Genomic DNA, 13,500 nt, shown 5'->3' with positions numbered 1-13,500 from the left:
GGGCCGGGACCGGTGCGGGCCCGGCGTCACTCAGCAGGAAAGAAGAGGTGGACGCATGGCGGTCTCCTTGATCACGGTGCCTCCATGCCGACGCCGTCCACCTGGCGCCCCGACACGCGACACGACGTATGACGTACCACGGCACTACGACGGTGGTCAACGCCGGCAGGAGGTCCTCCTCGCCATCGCCCGCACGCGCGCCGCGGACGCTCCGCGGCGGTCTCAGTCGTCGGCGGCGACGATCAGAGCCAGGCTGCCGATAGTGCGGTCGATCACGACCAGCTCGTAGAACTCACCGTGCACGCCGCCCCAGTCGTGCAGCGCGCCTTTGCCCAGGTCCTTGAGGCGGTATCGGCTTGTGGCGCCCCGCACCGGCGCGTGGACGTCCCGCTCCAAGGCCACCTTCAACGCCCGGGGCAACTCGCCGTACTGGCCGGCCCACAAGTCCAAGGTGTACGTCGCGGTCGTCTCATCGACCGGCTCGTACGCGTCGGCGGAGATGCGGTCCAGCCAGTAGGGGCCGTGTCGAGTTCCCACCGGGTCGACCCCGCCCCCTGCGTAGTCGTCCCGGAAGTGGTCGTGCCTGATCAGGGCCTCCAGGATGTGCGTATCGCTTTGCGCCGGCCGGGGCAGGCGGAATCGCTTGAGATCGACCCAGCGGATCCCAACGCCGGGGACTTCGAGGACTTCGCCGGGTATGAGGCGCCGAGCATGGCGTGCCGGTCTCGGCCCTGGGGCATCGTTGGAAAGCTACGGTGCGCCGTCCGGGACGCCGTGGTCCGATGGCGGTCCGGTCGCGGCATCAGTGGTCGGGTTCCATGCCTGACGTGCGACGCGCATGAAGTTGCCGCCGAGGATGCCGGTGATCGCCTCGTCAGGATAGCCACGGTCGGCAAGGACGGCAGCGAGCGGGGAGAGTGTCTCGGGCTCAAACCTCGCATAGGTCAAGCCCGGTCCGGATGCTGGAGTGCGAGCCGTCGGCGACCATCCCCACCTGGTTCATTTCTCGCACCATCGCACGGCCGTAGGCGGTCAGTCCCTCGTCCTCGGCATCCATGCATCCTGAGCCGGCCGCGTTGCGGTAGTTGTAGGCGGGGACCAGCGTCCGTACCCCCAACCGGTGATAGCGCTCGACCATGTCGAGCTGGCCGTCGAGTGGGTTGGCGTCCTCTAGGTCGAAGGCAACCGCAAGCCGACCGGATTCCTGGGCCGTGACCACGTCGGCCGCCGATCCGGCGAGCAGGAAACGCTGGTCCGCAGCGAGCTGCCGCCGGAACGATTCGAGAATCGTCAGCGTCGAATCGGCATCGTTCGGCGCATAGCCGACGTTGACCGAGACGAAACTCGCTCCGATCTCTTGGAATCGCAGGAGGTGGCCGACGTTGGCGTCGGGCGTCAGCGGCAGGCAGCAGTGCTGGTCCCACAGCAGCGGCGGCAGGCCGTCCAAGGTTTCACCTTTCGCATTGGTCACCCGGGCCATCCTGCCTTAGCCACAGCATCGGTCGGCCTGATTTATTCAGTCAATGGCCTCCGGCTGATTGCGCACTCGGCGCTGTCAGGCAGGTGACAATCCCGCGCACGGGGCTCAAGCTGGGGCCACTCTTCGTCCGCTGCAGCTCCTGCCGGGTCATCCCCTCCGTCGTCCGTCCCACCCGTAGGGAAGCGGGCGAGGCACCTGGTCTGCTTGGCTTCGTCTCGGACGTCGACGGGCGGGATGATCGAGGCTTCCACCTTCACCACCCACAACGCTCACCAGCGCAGGGCGATCGTCCCGGAGTCGGAGGCCCCCGCCGGAGGCGAAATGCCGCAACCGTTGTAGGCCCAGCGTCGAAATCGCCGCTCTGGCCTGGGTCTTCATGCGTCGAGCGCGTGACGGGATCCGAACTTGCACTAGCGGCTTGGGAAGCTGGGGGCATGAACACCTCTGCGCATGACGGCTCACGTGCGGGGTACCGGCGGTCGGCGGGGTCGCCGCGCGGTGAGGCGAGGCGGCGGGAACTGCTCGACCGGGTCACCGACGACCTGGCGGCGAACGGGCTCGTGGACTTCTCGCTCCGGCGTGCCGCGCGTGCGGCCGGTACCACGCACAAGGTGCTGCTCTACCACTTCGACGGGGCCGAGGACCTGCTCCGGCAGGCGGTCTTCAAGCTGCGCGAACGCCGCATCGGCAACGCGCTGCCCGCGATCGCCGCGCGGGGCGGCACGCTGGCGGAGGGCGTACGTGCCATCTGGCCGATTCTGATGGAGGAGGAGTCGGGGCTGCGGCGGGTGCTCGACCAGGCGATGGGTCTGGCGATGTACGACCCGGTGCGGTACGCCGAGCTGGGCCGGGAGGCCTCGGGGCAGTATCTGCCGGTGCTGCGGTCCCTGTGCCCGGACGGCTGGACCGAGGAGCGCAGAGCCCAGGTCGCCCAGATGATCCTCGCGACCCTGCGGGGCTTCCTGCTCGAACGCCTGATCGGCGAGGACGACGCCGGGGTCGCCGCGGGCTTCGAGGCCCTGGTCCGGACGCTGGAACGCGAGGAGGCCGCCGTCTAGCCGTACCCGCCGGGGAGCAGGTGCGAACCGCATGGTTCACTTGTTATGTGAACCATACGGTTCACTTCCCTGAGCGGAGGTCCGCCATGCCGGGACACGGAGCGAAAGAGAGCCGCGGCGCGCGAGAGGTCACGCTGTCCGGCGGCGTCATCGAGTACGAGGACACCGGTGACGGCCCGGTGCTCGTCCTGTTGCACGGCCTGATGATGGACGCCTCGCTGTGGGACGGCCCGGTCACCGACCTGTCCGCCGACCATCGGTGCGTGGTGCCGACACTGCCTCTGGGCGCGCATCGCCGAGCGATGGACCCTGGGGCCGACCTGTCGCTCCCGGGCGTGGCGAAGCTGGTGGCGGAGTTCCTCGACCGTCTCGACCTGCGCGATGTCACCCTGGTCGGCAACGACACGGGCGGCGCGCTCGTCCAGCTCCTCATCGGCGAGGACCGGCCGCGCGTGGCCGGGGCGGTGCTGGTCTCGTGTGACGCCTTCGACAACTTCCCGCCGGGACTCACCGGCCGCACGCTGGTGCGTTCGGGCCGGCTGTCACCGTGGCTGTTCGGCCTGTTCATGCAGCACATGCGGCTCCGTCCCGTACGGCGCCTGCCACTGGCGTTCGGCCACCTGACGAGGCGAGGCGACGCGGCCACCGCGCGATGGATGCGCCCCGTGCTGACCCGGCCGGAGATCCGCCGCGACACCGTACGCGTCCTGCGCGCCGCCGCGGCCGACCCGGACATCCTGCTGGCCGCCGCGGAACGCCTGCCGAGGTTCGACCGCCCGGCCCTCGTGGTGTGGGCGACCGAGGACCGCGTGATGCCCCTGGACCACGGCCGCCGCCTGGCCGCCCTCCTGCCGCAGGCCCACCTGGCCGAGGTCGGCGACAGCGACACGCTCATCCCCCTGGACCGCCCGGAGAGACTCGCCGAACTCATCCGCGCCTTCACCCGGCAGTGAACCCCGTCCATTCGACCGCCCCATGCCCTCCCGCGAAGTGATCGAGGTCCCCTCGCGGGTCGTGGCGCACCACGGGTGGCGGCGACCGCGAAGCCTCTATCCTGACCGGATGCTCGAAACGCCCCGCGCGGCCGCCGTTCCGACACTCGCCGAACTGCGCGAGGTCTGCCAGCCGGGCGCGAAGCTGCGGAGCCGCAACGGCGAACACTGGGCGGGCCGCCTGTACATGCGGCGGATCTCGTTGCGCCTCACCCGCCGCCTCGTCCGCACCCGGGTGACGCCGGACGCCCTGACGTGGTCGATGGTGGTGTGCGGCGTGGCCTCGGGCCCGGCCCTGCTCGTTCCCGGACCGGCGGGGGCCGTGGCGGCGGCGCTGCTGTTCCAGCTCTTCCTGCTGACGAAGCGGCACGGCCTCGGGCGGCGGGTCTCGCCTCGGTCCGGCGGCTGGCCTCGGCGGTGAAGCTCCACCGCATCACGAACGGCATCGAGGCGTCCCTCGTCCTGCTGTGCGCCGCGGTCGCCGACGCGGCGGCCGGAGGTCTGGGACCGACCCGGCTGGCCGTCATGGCCATCGCGGGCGTCACCTGGGCGATGGTCGTCGCTCACGTCGCGTCGATCCTCTCGTCCTCGCGCCTGCGCTGACCGGCGTACACGACAGGAAGGAGACGCGATGAGCGAGCGGAGCGAGCGAAACGACAAGAACAGTGCGCCTGGTCACTCCCCGACGAAGGAGGGCTCATGAGTACGGATCTCGTCATCCGGAGGGCACGGCCCGACGACGCCGCGGCGGTCGCGGCACTGCTGGCCGACCTGGGCTATCCCGCCAACGGGGCCGATGCCGTACGGCGGCGCCTGGCGATGTGGGAGCGGGAGCCGTCCGGCGTCGTTCTCGTCGCCGAGGACGACGCCCGCGTGGTGGGTACGGTCGCGGTCGCGGCGGCTCCGTTCCTGGAGCGCGACGGACGCTGGGGCCGCATCGTCGCCCTGGTGACCGCCGCGGGGTACCGGGGCCGGGGGATCGGCCGCCGTCTCGTCGAGGCGGCCGAACGCACGGCCGGCGACCTCGGCTGCGTACGGATGGAGGTCACCAGCGGGCGGCACCGCGACGGGTCCCACCCCTTCTACCGGCACCTCGGTTACGAGGACTCAGGCGACCGCAGCGTCCGCTACCTCAAAGACCTTCCCCCGTCCTGAAGGCTCGCGTCGCCGGCTCACCGGGCGCGGATCTTCTCCAGGACGCGCCGCTCCTTGTCCGGGTCGAGTCCGAGCCGGTGCCGCGGCTCTGGGTCTCCCTCCGTCTGGAGCCAGGTCCACGTGTCGGCGACCGTCTCCGGCATCGGCCGGAAGGTGAGGCCGGTGCCGACGGCGGCGGACACGTCCGAGTCGTGCATGCCCCCGTACTCCTCGTCCTGCGGCAGCCAGATCGGCAGTTCGATCCAGGGGCTGATGCCCGCCTCCTCGATCGCCTCGGGGGAGACCCAGACCAGTTCCGCGTCCGCGCCGGTCACTCGTACGGCGGTCTCCAGCAGTTCGCCCATCGTGCAGTACCCGGTCGGGCTGACGGTGTTGAAGGCGCCGGAGATCCGGCGGTCCGCGGCCGACAGCATCCAGCGGGCCAGGTCGCGTGCGTCGATGTACTGGAGGGGGCGTTCGGGCTCGGGGGCCAGGACGGGCCCGCCGCGCTCGATCCGGCGCAGCCACCACGGCATGCGGCCGACGTTCTCGTACGGGCCGAGGATGAGTCCGGCGCGGGCGAGCAGCGCCCGGTCGCCGAACGCCTCCAGCGCGGCGAGTTCGCCGCCGCGCTTGGCGGCGGCGTAGTCCTCGTCGTCCTCCGCGCCGGGGTCGGCATCGACCACCGGGGCGTTCTCGTCGGCGCCGCGCGGGATCGGCCACCGGTAGACCGACCGGCTGGAGACGTACCCGTAGTGACCGGTCCGGCCGGCGAGCGACTCGCACGCGTCGCGCACCGTCCGCGGCGGTCCGCTCCAGGTGTCGATCACCGCGTCCCACTCCCGGCCCGCGACCGCCCGGCGCAGGGCGTCACGGTCGGTCCGGTCGGCGATGAGGGCCTCCACCCCGGGTGCGGGCGCCCGGCTCAGTCCCCGGTTGACGGTGGTGACCTCATCGCCCCGCGCCAGCGCCGCCTCGACGACGGCGCGTCCGACGTGATGCGTTCCTCCCAGTACGAGCAGTCTCATATCGGCCATCCTGGCGATCCGGACGGTCGGGCGACACGTCGTTTCACCGGAGGCGTAGCGCACCGGGAAAACCCGTCGCCGGAGCGCCCCGCCGCGAGTACGGTCGCCTGGTGCCCGACGCGCTCTTCGCCCATCCCCGGCTCGCACCCGTCTACGACGCCTTCGACGGCGACCGGGACGACCTCGCGGCCTACGTCGCCATCGCCGGCGAGCTGGGCGCGGACCGGGTGCTCGACGTCGGCTGCGGGACGGGCTGCCTGGCGATACTGCTCGCCGACAGCGGCCGTACGGTCGTGGGCGTCGACCCGGCGGAGGCGTCGCTCGACGTCGCGCGATCCAAGGACCCGGGTGGAAGGATCACCTGGGTGCACGGCGACGCGCGTCTGATGGTCGAGTTCGCCGCTTCCACCACGGCGCCCGGGGCCGGCTTCGACCTGGCGGTGATGACCGGGAACGTCGCGCAGGTCTTCCTCACCGACGACGACTGGGCACGGGCGCTGCGAGGCGTTCACGCCGCGCTTCGTCCCGGTGGTCACCTCGTGTTCGAGACCCGGCGCCCCGAGCGCCGCGCCTGGGCGGAGTGGGCCGCCGACACGGCTCCGCTCACCCTCGACGTTCCGGGGATCGGTCCGGTGGAGCGGCGTCTCGAGGTCACCGATGTCAGCCTCCCCCTGGTCTCCTTCCGCTACATCTACCGGTTCCTGACGGACGGCGCGGTCCTCACGTCGGACTCGACGCTGAGGTTCCGCGAGCGCGACGAGCTGGAGCGGAGCATGGCCGACGGCGGCTATCGCGTGCTGGACGTACGGCAGGCCCCGGACCGCCCGGAGCGGGAGTTCGTGTTCGTCGCCCAGCGCGTGATCAGTCGCTGACCGTCACCCGCTCGGGAGTCTCCCGCGGAGAACGCCGAACCCGGCCGGCGGTGCTGGTCGCGGTCACGTTCGCGCCGAAGACGATGAGCCGGGCGCGGGCCGTGCGCGTCACCGGGCGGAGCCGCTCCGCAGGTAGGTCAGTACCGCGAGGACCCGGCGGCTCGTGTCGTCGTCCGGAGGGAGGTCGAGTTTGGTGAGGATGCTGCCGACGTGCTTGCCGACCGTGGCCTCGGAGACGACGAGCAGCCGGGCAATCGCGGTGTTCGAGTGCCCTTCGGCGATGAGGCCGAGAACCTCGCGCTCCCGTGCGGACAGGCGGCTCAGCGGGTCGCGCTGCCGGCGCAGCAACTGGCGTACGACCTGGGGGTCGACCACGGTTCCGCCGCCGGCCACCTGGCGCAGCGTGGCGACGAACTCCTCGACGTCGACCACCCGGTCCTTGAGGAGGTAGCCGACGCCTCTGCCGTCGCCGGAGTCGAGCAGATCGGAGGCGTAACTCAGTTCGACGTACTGGCTGAGCGCGACGACGGCCAGGCTCGGGTCGGCGCGGCGGAGTTCGACGGCGGCGCGCAGCCCCTCGTCCGTGTACTCCGGAGGCATCCGGATGTCGGTGATCACCAGGTCGGGGGCGTGCTCGGTGACGGCCTTCTTGAGCGTCGCGGCGTCGCCGGCCGTGGCGGCGACCTCGAACCCGAACCTGTGGAGCAGCCCCGCGGGCCCTTCCCGGAGGAGCACGCCGTCCTCGGCGAGGACTACTCGGACCGCGGTTCGCTCAGGCTGCACGGAAGCTCCACTCGTAGGACCGTCGGCCCACCGGCCGGGCTCGACAGCAGCATTCTCCCGTCCGTCACGGCCACCCGGTCGGCCAGGCCGGTCAGGCCGGTGCCGCGCCGTGGGTCCGCGCCGCCGTCGCCGTCGTCGTGGATCTCCACGGTGAGCACGTCTCCGTCGTGCCCTACGGTGACGCTCGCCGCGGTCGCCCCGCTGTGCTTGGTGATGTTCGTGAGGGCCTCGGCGACGACGAAGTAGGCCGTGCCCTCGACGTGGCGGGGCGGCCGGGCGGGCAGGTCGGCGCTCACCGTCACCGGGAGATGGAACCGGTCGGCCAGCTCGCCGATCGCCGCCGGGAGTCCCCGGTCGGTGAGCACCCGGGGATGAATGCCGCGGACGAGCTCCCGCAACTCGACCATGAGCTGTTTCGCCTGTTCGTGCGCGTCGGCGACACTCTTGCTCGCGGGCGACTCGGGCGGGAGGTCGAGCCGGGCGAGGCCCAGTTGCAGGGTGAGGCCGAGGAGCCGCTGCTGGGCGCCGTCGTGCAGGTCACGCTCGATCCGGCGGCGTTCGGCCTCGAAGGCGTCGACGAGCCGGGCGCGCGAGCGCGACACCTCGACCAGCTCCGCGCGCAGCCGCTCGCCGGTCCCGCGCGCGAGCAGGGCCCGCGCCATCGCGCCGTGCACGCCGGCGAGCAACGCCAGCACGTACGCGGTGACCGGTAGCAGCATCAGACCGGTGACCGCGTACGGCAGGGCCGCCGCCGGTGTGCCGGCGTGGCCGACGACGAGCGACACGGGATGACCGTCCCGCGCCAGCAGCGGACTCGCGACCAATCCGCCGATCAGCAGGAGGAGCAGCAGGACGGCGGGCCAGAGCGCGACGGTCACGGTGACGAGCAGGGCGGTGTAACCGAGGGCCTGCCAGGTGGCCGCCTCCGTGTAGCGGGTGCGCAGCCACGGCCACGGCCCGCCGGCCGGCGGGCGGCGGTGCGCGGACGCCACCGGCCGCGAGTCCACCAGGCGCAGCCGTCCCCGCTCCAACCCCGCCAGGGGCAGGGCCACCACCGGGCCGATGCCCACCACGAGCAGCAGCCCGAACGCGACGAGCGACGTGATCAGGCCGTACGGCGGCCGCCCGTCCCTGGTCGCCAGGCGCAGGGCGACGGCCCACGGCGAGGTGAGCAGCGCCAGGGGCAGGACGGCCACGAACACGGGCACGGCGGCGGTCAGCAGGTAGCCCAGGGACCGCCACGGCCAGCGGCTGAGGAGGAAGCGGCGCCGGGCGACCGCCTCCAGCGCGGTGTTCGGCACGGCGGAGGGCACACGCGCCACGCTACCGGCGGCCTCGGTTCGCGCCGCTCACGAGGCCGCCGCGATCAACCTGGTAGGCCCAGCACTACCTCGGATCCGGTGGTCCGCCGTGATGGCCGCGCCACCGGCCCGGTGATTCCGTGAACGGACGCGTCCGACTTACACGGAAAGGTGCGTTCGGGGCCTTGAAAACGCGCACAGGGGTACTCGCGTACCTCCTCATCTCCTTCGGCCTGTCCTGGGGTTACCTGTTCACCGCCCGGCTGGCGCTCGGGCTCTCGCTCGTCAACCCGCTGGTACAGCTCCCCATGGGGTTCGCGCCCGCCGCCGCGGCGGTGATCGTACGCCGCTGGGTCACCGGCGAGGGCTTCCGCGACGCCGGGCTGGCGGTGCGGCTGAGGAGAGGATGGTCCTCTGGGCGGTGTGGCACTACCCGCTGGCGTTCCTCGGGTACATCCACTTCGGCGACGTCGCTCTGGGCCTGGCGGTCTGGACGATGTCCTTCCTGTTCCAGGAGGTCCCTGGCCTGGCTCTGGTCGCGCAGCGGCAGCGTGTGGGCGCCGAGCCTCGCACACGCCGGGAACAACATGGTCCTGTCGCTGCTGACCGGGGAGCTGCTGTCGAACGGCGGCCTCGGTGTCACGGCCACCACGCTGCTCACCGCGGTGCCGATCGGCGCCGTCGCCGTCTGGGTCGTCCTCACCGGCCGACTCGGTAGGGGCCGGCCGGGTGTTCCCCGGTCTCCCGGGTACGCGTACCGATGAGACCGGAGGTAGGGCCAGGCATACCCGAGGTCGGTGGCCCGGCCCGATGTACGGAGGCCCGGCCCGCCGATGGAATCGACTCCATGATGGTGGGATGGACCGGGCCGGAACGGCCCGCGGGAGTGAGCCGGATCGTCGTGGAACTGCGCGGCGTGACCAGGGAGTACGGGGCGGGACAGGCACGGATCCGTGCGCTCGACGGCGTGCACATCGGGTTCCCCGCCGGGTCGTGGACGGCGGTGATGGGGCCGTCGGGTTCGGGAAAGTCCACGCTGATGCACTGCGCGGCCGGCCTGGAGAAGGTGAGCGACGGGCGGGTCTTCCTGCTCGGCCGGGACATCACCTCCGCGCCGGACGGGGTCCTCACCGCGTTGCGGCGCCGTACCGTCGGTTTCGTCTTCCAGAGCTTCAACCTGATCGGGTCTCTGTCCGCGGAGCAGAACGTCGCCCTGCCGCTGAGACTGGCCCGGAGCGGGGTGTCCCGCAAGGACGTTCGGGACGTGCTGGCGGCCGTCGGGCTGGGGGACCGGCTGGGGCACCGGCCACGCGAGCTGTCGGGCGGCCAGCAGCAGCGGGTGGCGATCGCCCGTGCGATGGTGACCCGGCCCGAGGTCCTGTTCGCCGACGAGCCGACCGGCGCGCTGGACTCCACGTCCGCCCGTACGGTGCTCGGGCTGATGCGCGGTCTGGTCGACGCGGGAGGCCAGACGATCGTCATGGTCACCCACGATCCGGCGGCGGCCGCGAGCGCGGACGCCGTGGTGTTCCTGTCCGACGGCCGGGTCATGGACCGCCTGGTCCGGCCCTCCGTGGGCGCGGTCGCCGACCGCCTCGCGCGGCTGGAGGGATGAACGTGCTGCGGTTGTCGCTCACGACCTTCCGGGAGCATCGCCGGCTGTTCGCCGGCGCCATCGTGGCCGTGGCCCTGGGCGTCGCGCTCCTGGAGTCGTCGCTGCTGGTGATGGCGGCCATCTCCGACGCGGAGATACCTTCGAGCCCGACCGGCCAGGCCAGGGAGCGGTTGCGGGACGCCTACGCGGGCGCCGCGACGCTGCTCGGGATGACGGTTCTGCTGGCGGCGTTCCTGACGTTGTTCATCGTGAGCTCGACCTTCGCCTTCACCGTCGCCCAGCGCCGTAAGGAACTCGCGCTGCTGCGCCTGGCCGGGGGAAGCCGTCCGCAACTCCTCGGCCTGCTGCTGTGCGAGGCGTCGCTGCTCGGCACGGCCGGGACGGCGGCGGGAGTGCTGGTCGGCGTGCCCGCCACCTGGGCGCAATCCTGGTCGCTCGTCGCGCTCGGCTTCCTGCCGGCCGGGTTCTCCCCGCAGCTGGACGGCGGGATCATGCTCGCGTCGGCGTGCACCGGGCTCGGGGTGGCGCTGCTCGGGGTGCTCGCGGCCGCCCGGCGGGCGGCCGCGGTACGCCCGCTAGAGGCCCTGCGCGCCACCGGACGCGCCGCGCGGGTGATGACCGTGTCCCGCTGGTTCTTCGGCACGTCTCTCCTGGCCCTCACGATCTGGATGATCTGGGTCGGGCAGGCGTCCGAGGTCCTGGGAGCGATCGTGATCGCGCTGGGCGTCTCAGTTCTCGGCGCGGTGGCGCTGAGCCTGTTGAGCCCGCTGGTCGTGCCGCTCGCGGGCAGACTGTTCGGGCTGGTGCTGCGGCCGAGCACCCTCGGCGGGCTCGCCCAGGCGAACCTGCGGGACGCCGTGCGCCGCAGCGCCTCCACGGCCGCTCCGCTGATCGTGCTCGTCGCCCTGGTCCTCGGTCTGACCGGAACGCTGGACTCGCTGGCGAAGATGGTCGGCGAAGAGCAGCGGCGCGTCGTCGCGGGAGACCTGGTCGTGGACTCGACCGGTGCGGCCGCCGCGCGGATCGCGGAGGTGCGCGGGGTCGCGGTCGCGTCGGTCCAGTCCACGGTTCCCGTCTCCGTGACGGGCCGGCACCGGAGGGCCGGCCGTGCGTACCGGCGGACCGTCTACTCGGGGGTCGTCGCGGTGGACCCGCCGGCCTACGGGCGAACGCACCGGCCGGTAGCCCGCGCCGGCTCACTGGACCGGCTCCACGGCCGGACCATCGCCGTGGCTCCAGGGCAGAGCGAGGAGGGGTGGCGTCTCGGCGACGTGGTCACCGCGCGCGTCGGCGGGCAGCGGATACGACTGCGGATCGTCGCCCTGCTGCCGCCGACCCTGGAGAACGGCGCCGACAACTTCCTGGTGCCGCGCGAGCTGGTTCCGGACGCGATCGCGGACCGGGCACCGGCACAGACCGTGGTCCAGGTCGCCCCCGGCACCGACCCTGCGGCGGTCGCCGGGCGGCTTCGCGCCGCCGGCGTCGGCACGGTGCGCACCGTGGCGCGCTGGGCCGGCGACCGGGCCGCGGCGGAGGAGCGCGGGAACATGGCGATCTTCGCCGTCCTCATGGGGCTCGGCGGCCTGTACGCGGCCGTCGCCGTCCTCAACGCCGTGATCATCGCCGGCGCCGAGCGTACGGCGGAGTTCGCGGTCGCCCGCGTCACCGGTCTGAGCCGGCCCCAGGTCGTGCGCATGGCGCTGATCGAGGCGTCGGCGGTGACCGCGATCGGGCTGGCGCTCGGCGGCCTGGTCGCGGCGGGCGCGCTGGCCGGCATCGCCGCGGCCGGCGTCCGCGCGGTCGGCGTGCCGCTCGTCGCGGTGCCGTGGACCCCGCTGCTCCTGCTGGTCCCCGGGGCCTTCCTGGTGACCGGCGCGGCCAGTGTGTGGAGCACGCTGTCGGCCACGCGGCGGCGACCCGTCACCCTGGTGTCCGCACGGGAGTGAGCCGGAGTGCGAGGCCTCCGTCAGGGCGGATGACGACCGCCGACCGCTGCGTACGGAGGCTAATCGGGAGTCTCCGAGGCGCGACTCTGCCGGTCGATGATGACGGGCAGAGCCCGTCCGAAGGAGGCCAGGCTCTTGCCCTCCTCGCCGCTCAGCACCCGGTGCGCGGTGGAGAAGGGGAACGCCTTCACCCCGGAGACCTCGACGGCGAGGCCTCCTTCGTGATCGATCCACGTGCCGCCGTACACCTGGACCAGGACCCGGCCGGTATAGGCGCCGACGAGTCGCCACCACAGCCGGAGCCGGTCCTCGGCGAGCGGCCCGTCGGCCAGCAGGGCCAGGCACACCTCGTCCAGGTCGACGAGGGAGGCGAGCGAACCGTCGAGGCGGCGGCCGTGGTCGGCGGCGACCAGCCGAGCGCACTCGGCGGCGAGGCGGTCCAGCATCGCGGTGTCGGGGGCGGTCATGCCGTGATGATCGCAAGCTCTGGCTCCGGTGCACCAGCCGTTATCCGGGCGAGCCGTGCGACGCGGCCGGCCCGCCCAGATACGGACGGCCCGCCCCCGCTTGACCTTGACACGGTGACAAGGCCTTCACTGCGGCCAGGGAGGTGGTCCGACGACCATGCCGAGAGAGGACACGAACACGATGCGAGCGCTCCAGGGGCTGGACAGCGGGGACTCGTCGGTGCGGCTGCAGGTGGCGATGGCGGCCGGCATGACCCCGGACCGGGGGTTCATCGACCGGCTCGTCGAACGCTGCGCGATCGAGCCTGAATTCTTCGTGCGCGACATGCTGACCTGGGCACTCACCCGCCACTCACCAGCGATGACGGTCCCAAGGCTCATCGACGAACTCCACTCCGAACGTGCGCGGGGACGGAGCCAGGCGTTGCACACGCTGTCCAAGATCGGGGATCGGCGAGCGTGGCCGGCGATCACACGAGCGCTGCTGACCGACGCCGACGACGAGGTGGCGCGGGCCGCGTGGCGAGCAGCCGTCGTACTCGTGCCCGAAAATGAAGAATCCGAGTTGGCCGGCGTGCTGGCGACACAACTCGGGCGAGGCGAGCGTGAGACGCAGTCGAGTCTCAGCCGGGCGCTGATCGCGCTCGGTGAGGTGATCATGCCGACCCTGCGCGCCGCGATGACGGATCCCGATCCTCGCGTGCGTCAGCACGCGATCGCCACGGAGCGGCTGTGGCGCGACCCGGATGCCGGATTCGAGTTCGCGATCGAGGAGGCGAAGCGCCTCGTGGCCCTGGGCACGACCGGGCAGGAGGAGTGATGGG

General features: G+C 72.3%; 18 protein-coding genes. 10 read left to right on the top strand and 8 right to left on the bottom strand.

The genetic code is table 11. From position 1 onward, the window contains the following. Positions 1-222: 222 nt before the first annotated feature. From OG417_RS37505 to OG417_RS37495, 3 genes are all read right to left on the bottom strand, one after another. On the bottom strand, positions 223-537 hold the full coding sequence (locus tag OG417_RS37505) for a hypothetical protein (RefSeq protein ID WP_329239364.1): 315 nt from the start codon (positions 535-537) through the stop codon (positions 223-225). 213 nt (positions 538-750) lie between these two features. Further along, positions 751-948, bottom strand: coding sequence for a hypothetical protein (locus OG417_RS37500; RefSeq protein WP_329239362.1), 198 nt, complete (start codon positions 946-948; stop codon positions 751-753). Further along, positions 929-1,471: a membrane dipeptidase gene (locus OG417_RS37495; RefSeq protein WP_329239360.1), complete on the bottom strand. Its 543-nt coding sequence runs from the start codon at positions 1,469-1,471 to the stop codon at positions 929-931. Before OG417_RS37495 ends, OG417_RS37500 begins: the two co-directional genes overlap by 20 nt. Before the next feature lie 443 nt (positions 1,472-1,914). Between OG417_RS37495 and OG417_RS37490 the strand changes: the two genes are divergently transcribed. The 5 genes from OG417_RS37490 (at position 1,915) to OG417_RS37470 (ending at position 4,685) form a co-directional block, all read left to right on the top strand. After that, complete coding sequence (locus tag OG417_RS37490; protein ID WP_329239358.1) at positions 1,915-2,538, top strand: hypothetical protein; 624 nt, start codon at positions 1,915-1,917, stop codon at positions 2,536-2,538. Between the two features lie 86 nt (positions 2,539-2,624). After that, entirely contained in the window at positions 2,625-3,491 is an 867-nt protein-coding gene (locus tag OG417_RS37485; protein ID WP_329239356.1) for an alpha/beta fold hydrolase, read from the top strand. A 109-nt stretch (positions 3,492-3,600) separates the two neighbouring features. Further along, entirely contained in the window at positions 3,601-3,951 is a 351-nt protein-coding gene (locus OG417_RS37480) for a hypothetical protein (protein WP_329239354.1), read from the top strand. After that, complete coding sequence (locus tag OG417_RS37475) at positions 3,948-4,133, top strand: hypothetical protein (RefSeq protein WP_329239352.1); 186 nt, start codon at positions 3,948-3,950, stop codon at positions 4,131-4,133. The genes OG417_RS37480 and OG417_RS37475 overlap by 4 nt, the downstream gene beginning before the upstream one ends. A 96-nt stretch (positions 4,134-4,229) precedes the next feature. Continuing rightward, positions 4,230-4,685: a GNAT family N-acetyltransferase gene (locus tag OG417_RS37470; protein ID WP_329239351.1), complete on the top strand. Its 456-nt coding sequence runs from the start codon at positions 4,230-4,232 to the stop codon at positions 4,683-4,685. Between the two features lie 17 nt (positions 4,686-4,702). Here the strand turns inward: OG417_RS37470 and OG417_RS37465 are convergent, their stop codons facing one another. Then, the gene (locus OG417_RS37465) at positions 4,703-5,692 is read right to left on the bottom strand and encodes an NAD-dependent epimerase/dehydratase family protein (protein WP_329239349.1); all 990 of its coding nucleotides are present in this window, start codon (positions 5,690-5,692) and stop codon (positions 4,703-4,705) included. A 110-nt stretch (positions 5,693-5,802) separates the two neighbouring features. On the opposite strand from OG417_RS37465, the gene OG417_RS37460 reads away from it, so the two are divergent. Then, the gene (locus tag OG417_RS37460) at positions 5,803-6,564 is read left to right on the top strand and encodes a class I SAM-dependent methyltransferase (RefSeq protein ID WP_329239347.1); all 762 of its coding nucleotides are present in this window, start codon (positions 5,803-5,805) and stop codon (positions 6,562-6,564) included. Here the strand turns inward: OG417_RS37460 and OG417_RS37455 are convergent. From OG417_RS37455 to OG417_RS37445, 3 genes are read right to left on the bottom strand one after another with little or no spacing between them, the layout of a single operon-like run. Continuing rightward, on the bottom strand, positions 6,554-6,676 hold the full coding sequence (locus OG417_RS37455; protein ID WP_329239345.1) for a hypothetical protein: 123 nt from the start codon (positions 6,674-6,676) through the stop codon (positions 6,554-6,556). The two genes, OG417_RS37460 and OG417_RS37455, sit on opposite strands and share 11 nt — an antisense overlap. Further along, entirely contained in the window at positions 6,673-7,347 is a 675-nt protein-coding gene (locus OG417_RS37450; RefSeq protein WP_329239342.1) for a response regulator transcription factor, read from the bottom strand. Before OG417_RS37450 ends, OG417_RS37455 begins: the two co-directional genes overlap by 4 nt. Further along, positions 7,317-8,660: a sensor histidine kinase gene (locus tag OG417_RS37445; RefSeq protein ID WP_329239340.1), complete on the bottom strand. Its 1,344-nt coding sequence runs from the start codon at positions 8,658-8,660 to the stop codon at positions 7,317-7,319. The genes OG417_RS37450 and OG417_RS37445 overlap by 31 nt, the downstream gene beginning before the upstream one ends. A 173-nt stretch (positions 8,661-8,833) precedes the next feature. Between OG417_RS37445 and OG417_RS37440 the strand changes: the two genes are divergently transcribed. From OG417_RS37440 to OG417_RS37430, 3 genes are all read left to right on the top strand, one after another. After that, positions 8,834-9,412 carry a hypothetical protein gene (locus OG417_RS37440; RefSeq protein WP_329239338.1) on the top strand — a complete coding sequence of 193 codons (579 nt, stop codon included), beginning with the start codon at positions 8,834-8,836 and terminating at the stop codon, positions 9,410-9,412. Between the two features lie 83 nt (positions 9,413-9,495). Next, complete coding sequence (locus OG417_RS37435) at positions 9,496-10,263, top strand: ABC transporter ATP-binding protein (protein WP_329239335.1); 768 nt, start codon at positions 9,496-9,498, stop codon at positions 10,261-10,263. After that, positions 10,260-12,209: an FtsX-like permease family protein gene (locus OG417_RS37430; protein ID WP_329239332.1), complete on the top strand. Its 1,950-nt coding sequence runs from the start codon at positions 10,260-10,262 to the stop codon at positions 12,207-12,209. The genes OG417_RS37435 and OG417_RS37430 overlap by 4 nt, the downstream gene beginning before the upstream one ends. A 59-nt stretch (positions 12,210-12,268) precedes the next feature. On the opposite strand, the gene OG417_RS37425 is transcribed toward OG417_RS37430, so the two are convergent. Continuing rightward, the gene (locus tag OG417_RS37425) at positions 12,269-12,676 is read right to left on the bottom strand and encodes a hypothetical protein (protein ID WP_329239329.1); all 408 of its coding nucleotides are present in this window, start codon (positions 12,674-12,676) and stop codon (positions 12,269-12,271) included. A 157-nt stretch (positions 12,677-12,833) separates the two neighbouring features. Between OG417_RS37425 and OG417_RS37420 the strand changes: the two genes are divergently transcribed. Next, the gene (locus tag OG417_RS37420; RefSeq protein ID WP_329239325.1) at positions 12,834-13,496 is read left to right on the top strand and encodes a HEAT repeat domain-containing protein; all 663 of its coding nucleotides are present in this window, start codon (positions 12,834-12,836) and stop codon (positions 13,494-13,496) included. The last annotated feature ends 4 nt before the right edge of the window (positions 13,497-13,500 follow it).

The organism is Actinoallomurus sp. NBC_01490 (assembly GCF_036227085.1).
Classification (GTDB): domain Bacteria; phylum Actinomycetota; class Actinomycetes; order Streptosporangiales; family Streptosporangiaceae; genus Actinoallomurus; species Actinoallomurus oryzae.
Note: the sequence above shows the minus strand (reverse complement) of the source record. Positions and strands in the feature narration are given on the sequence as shown.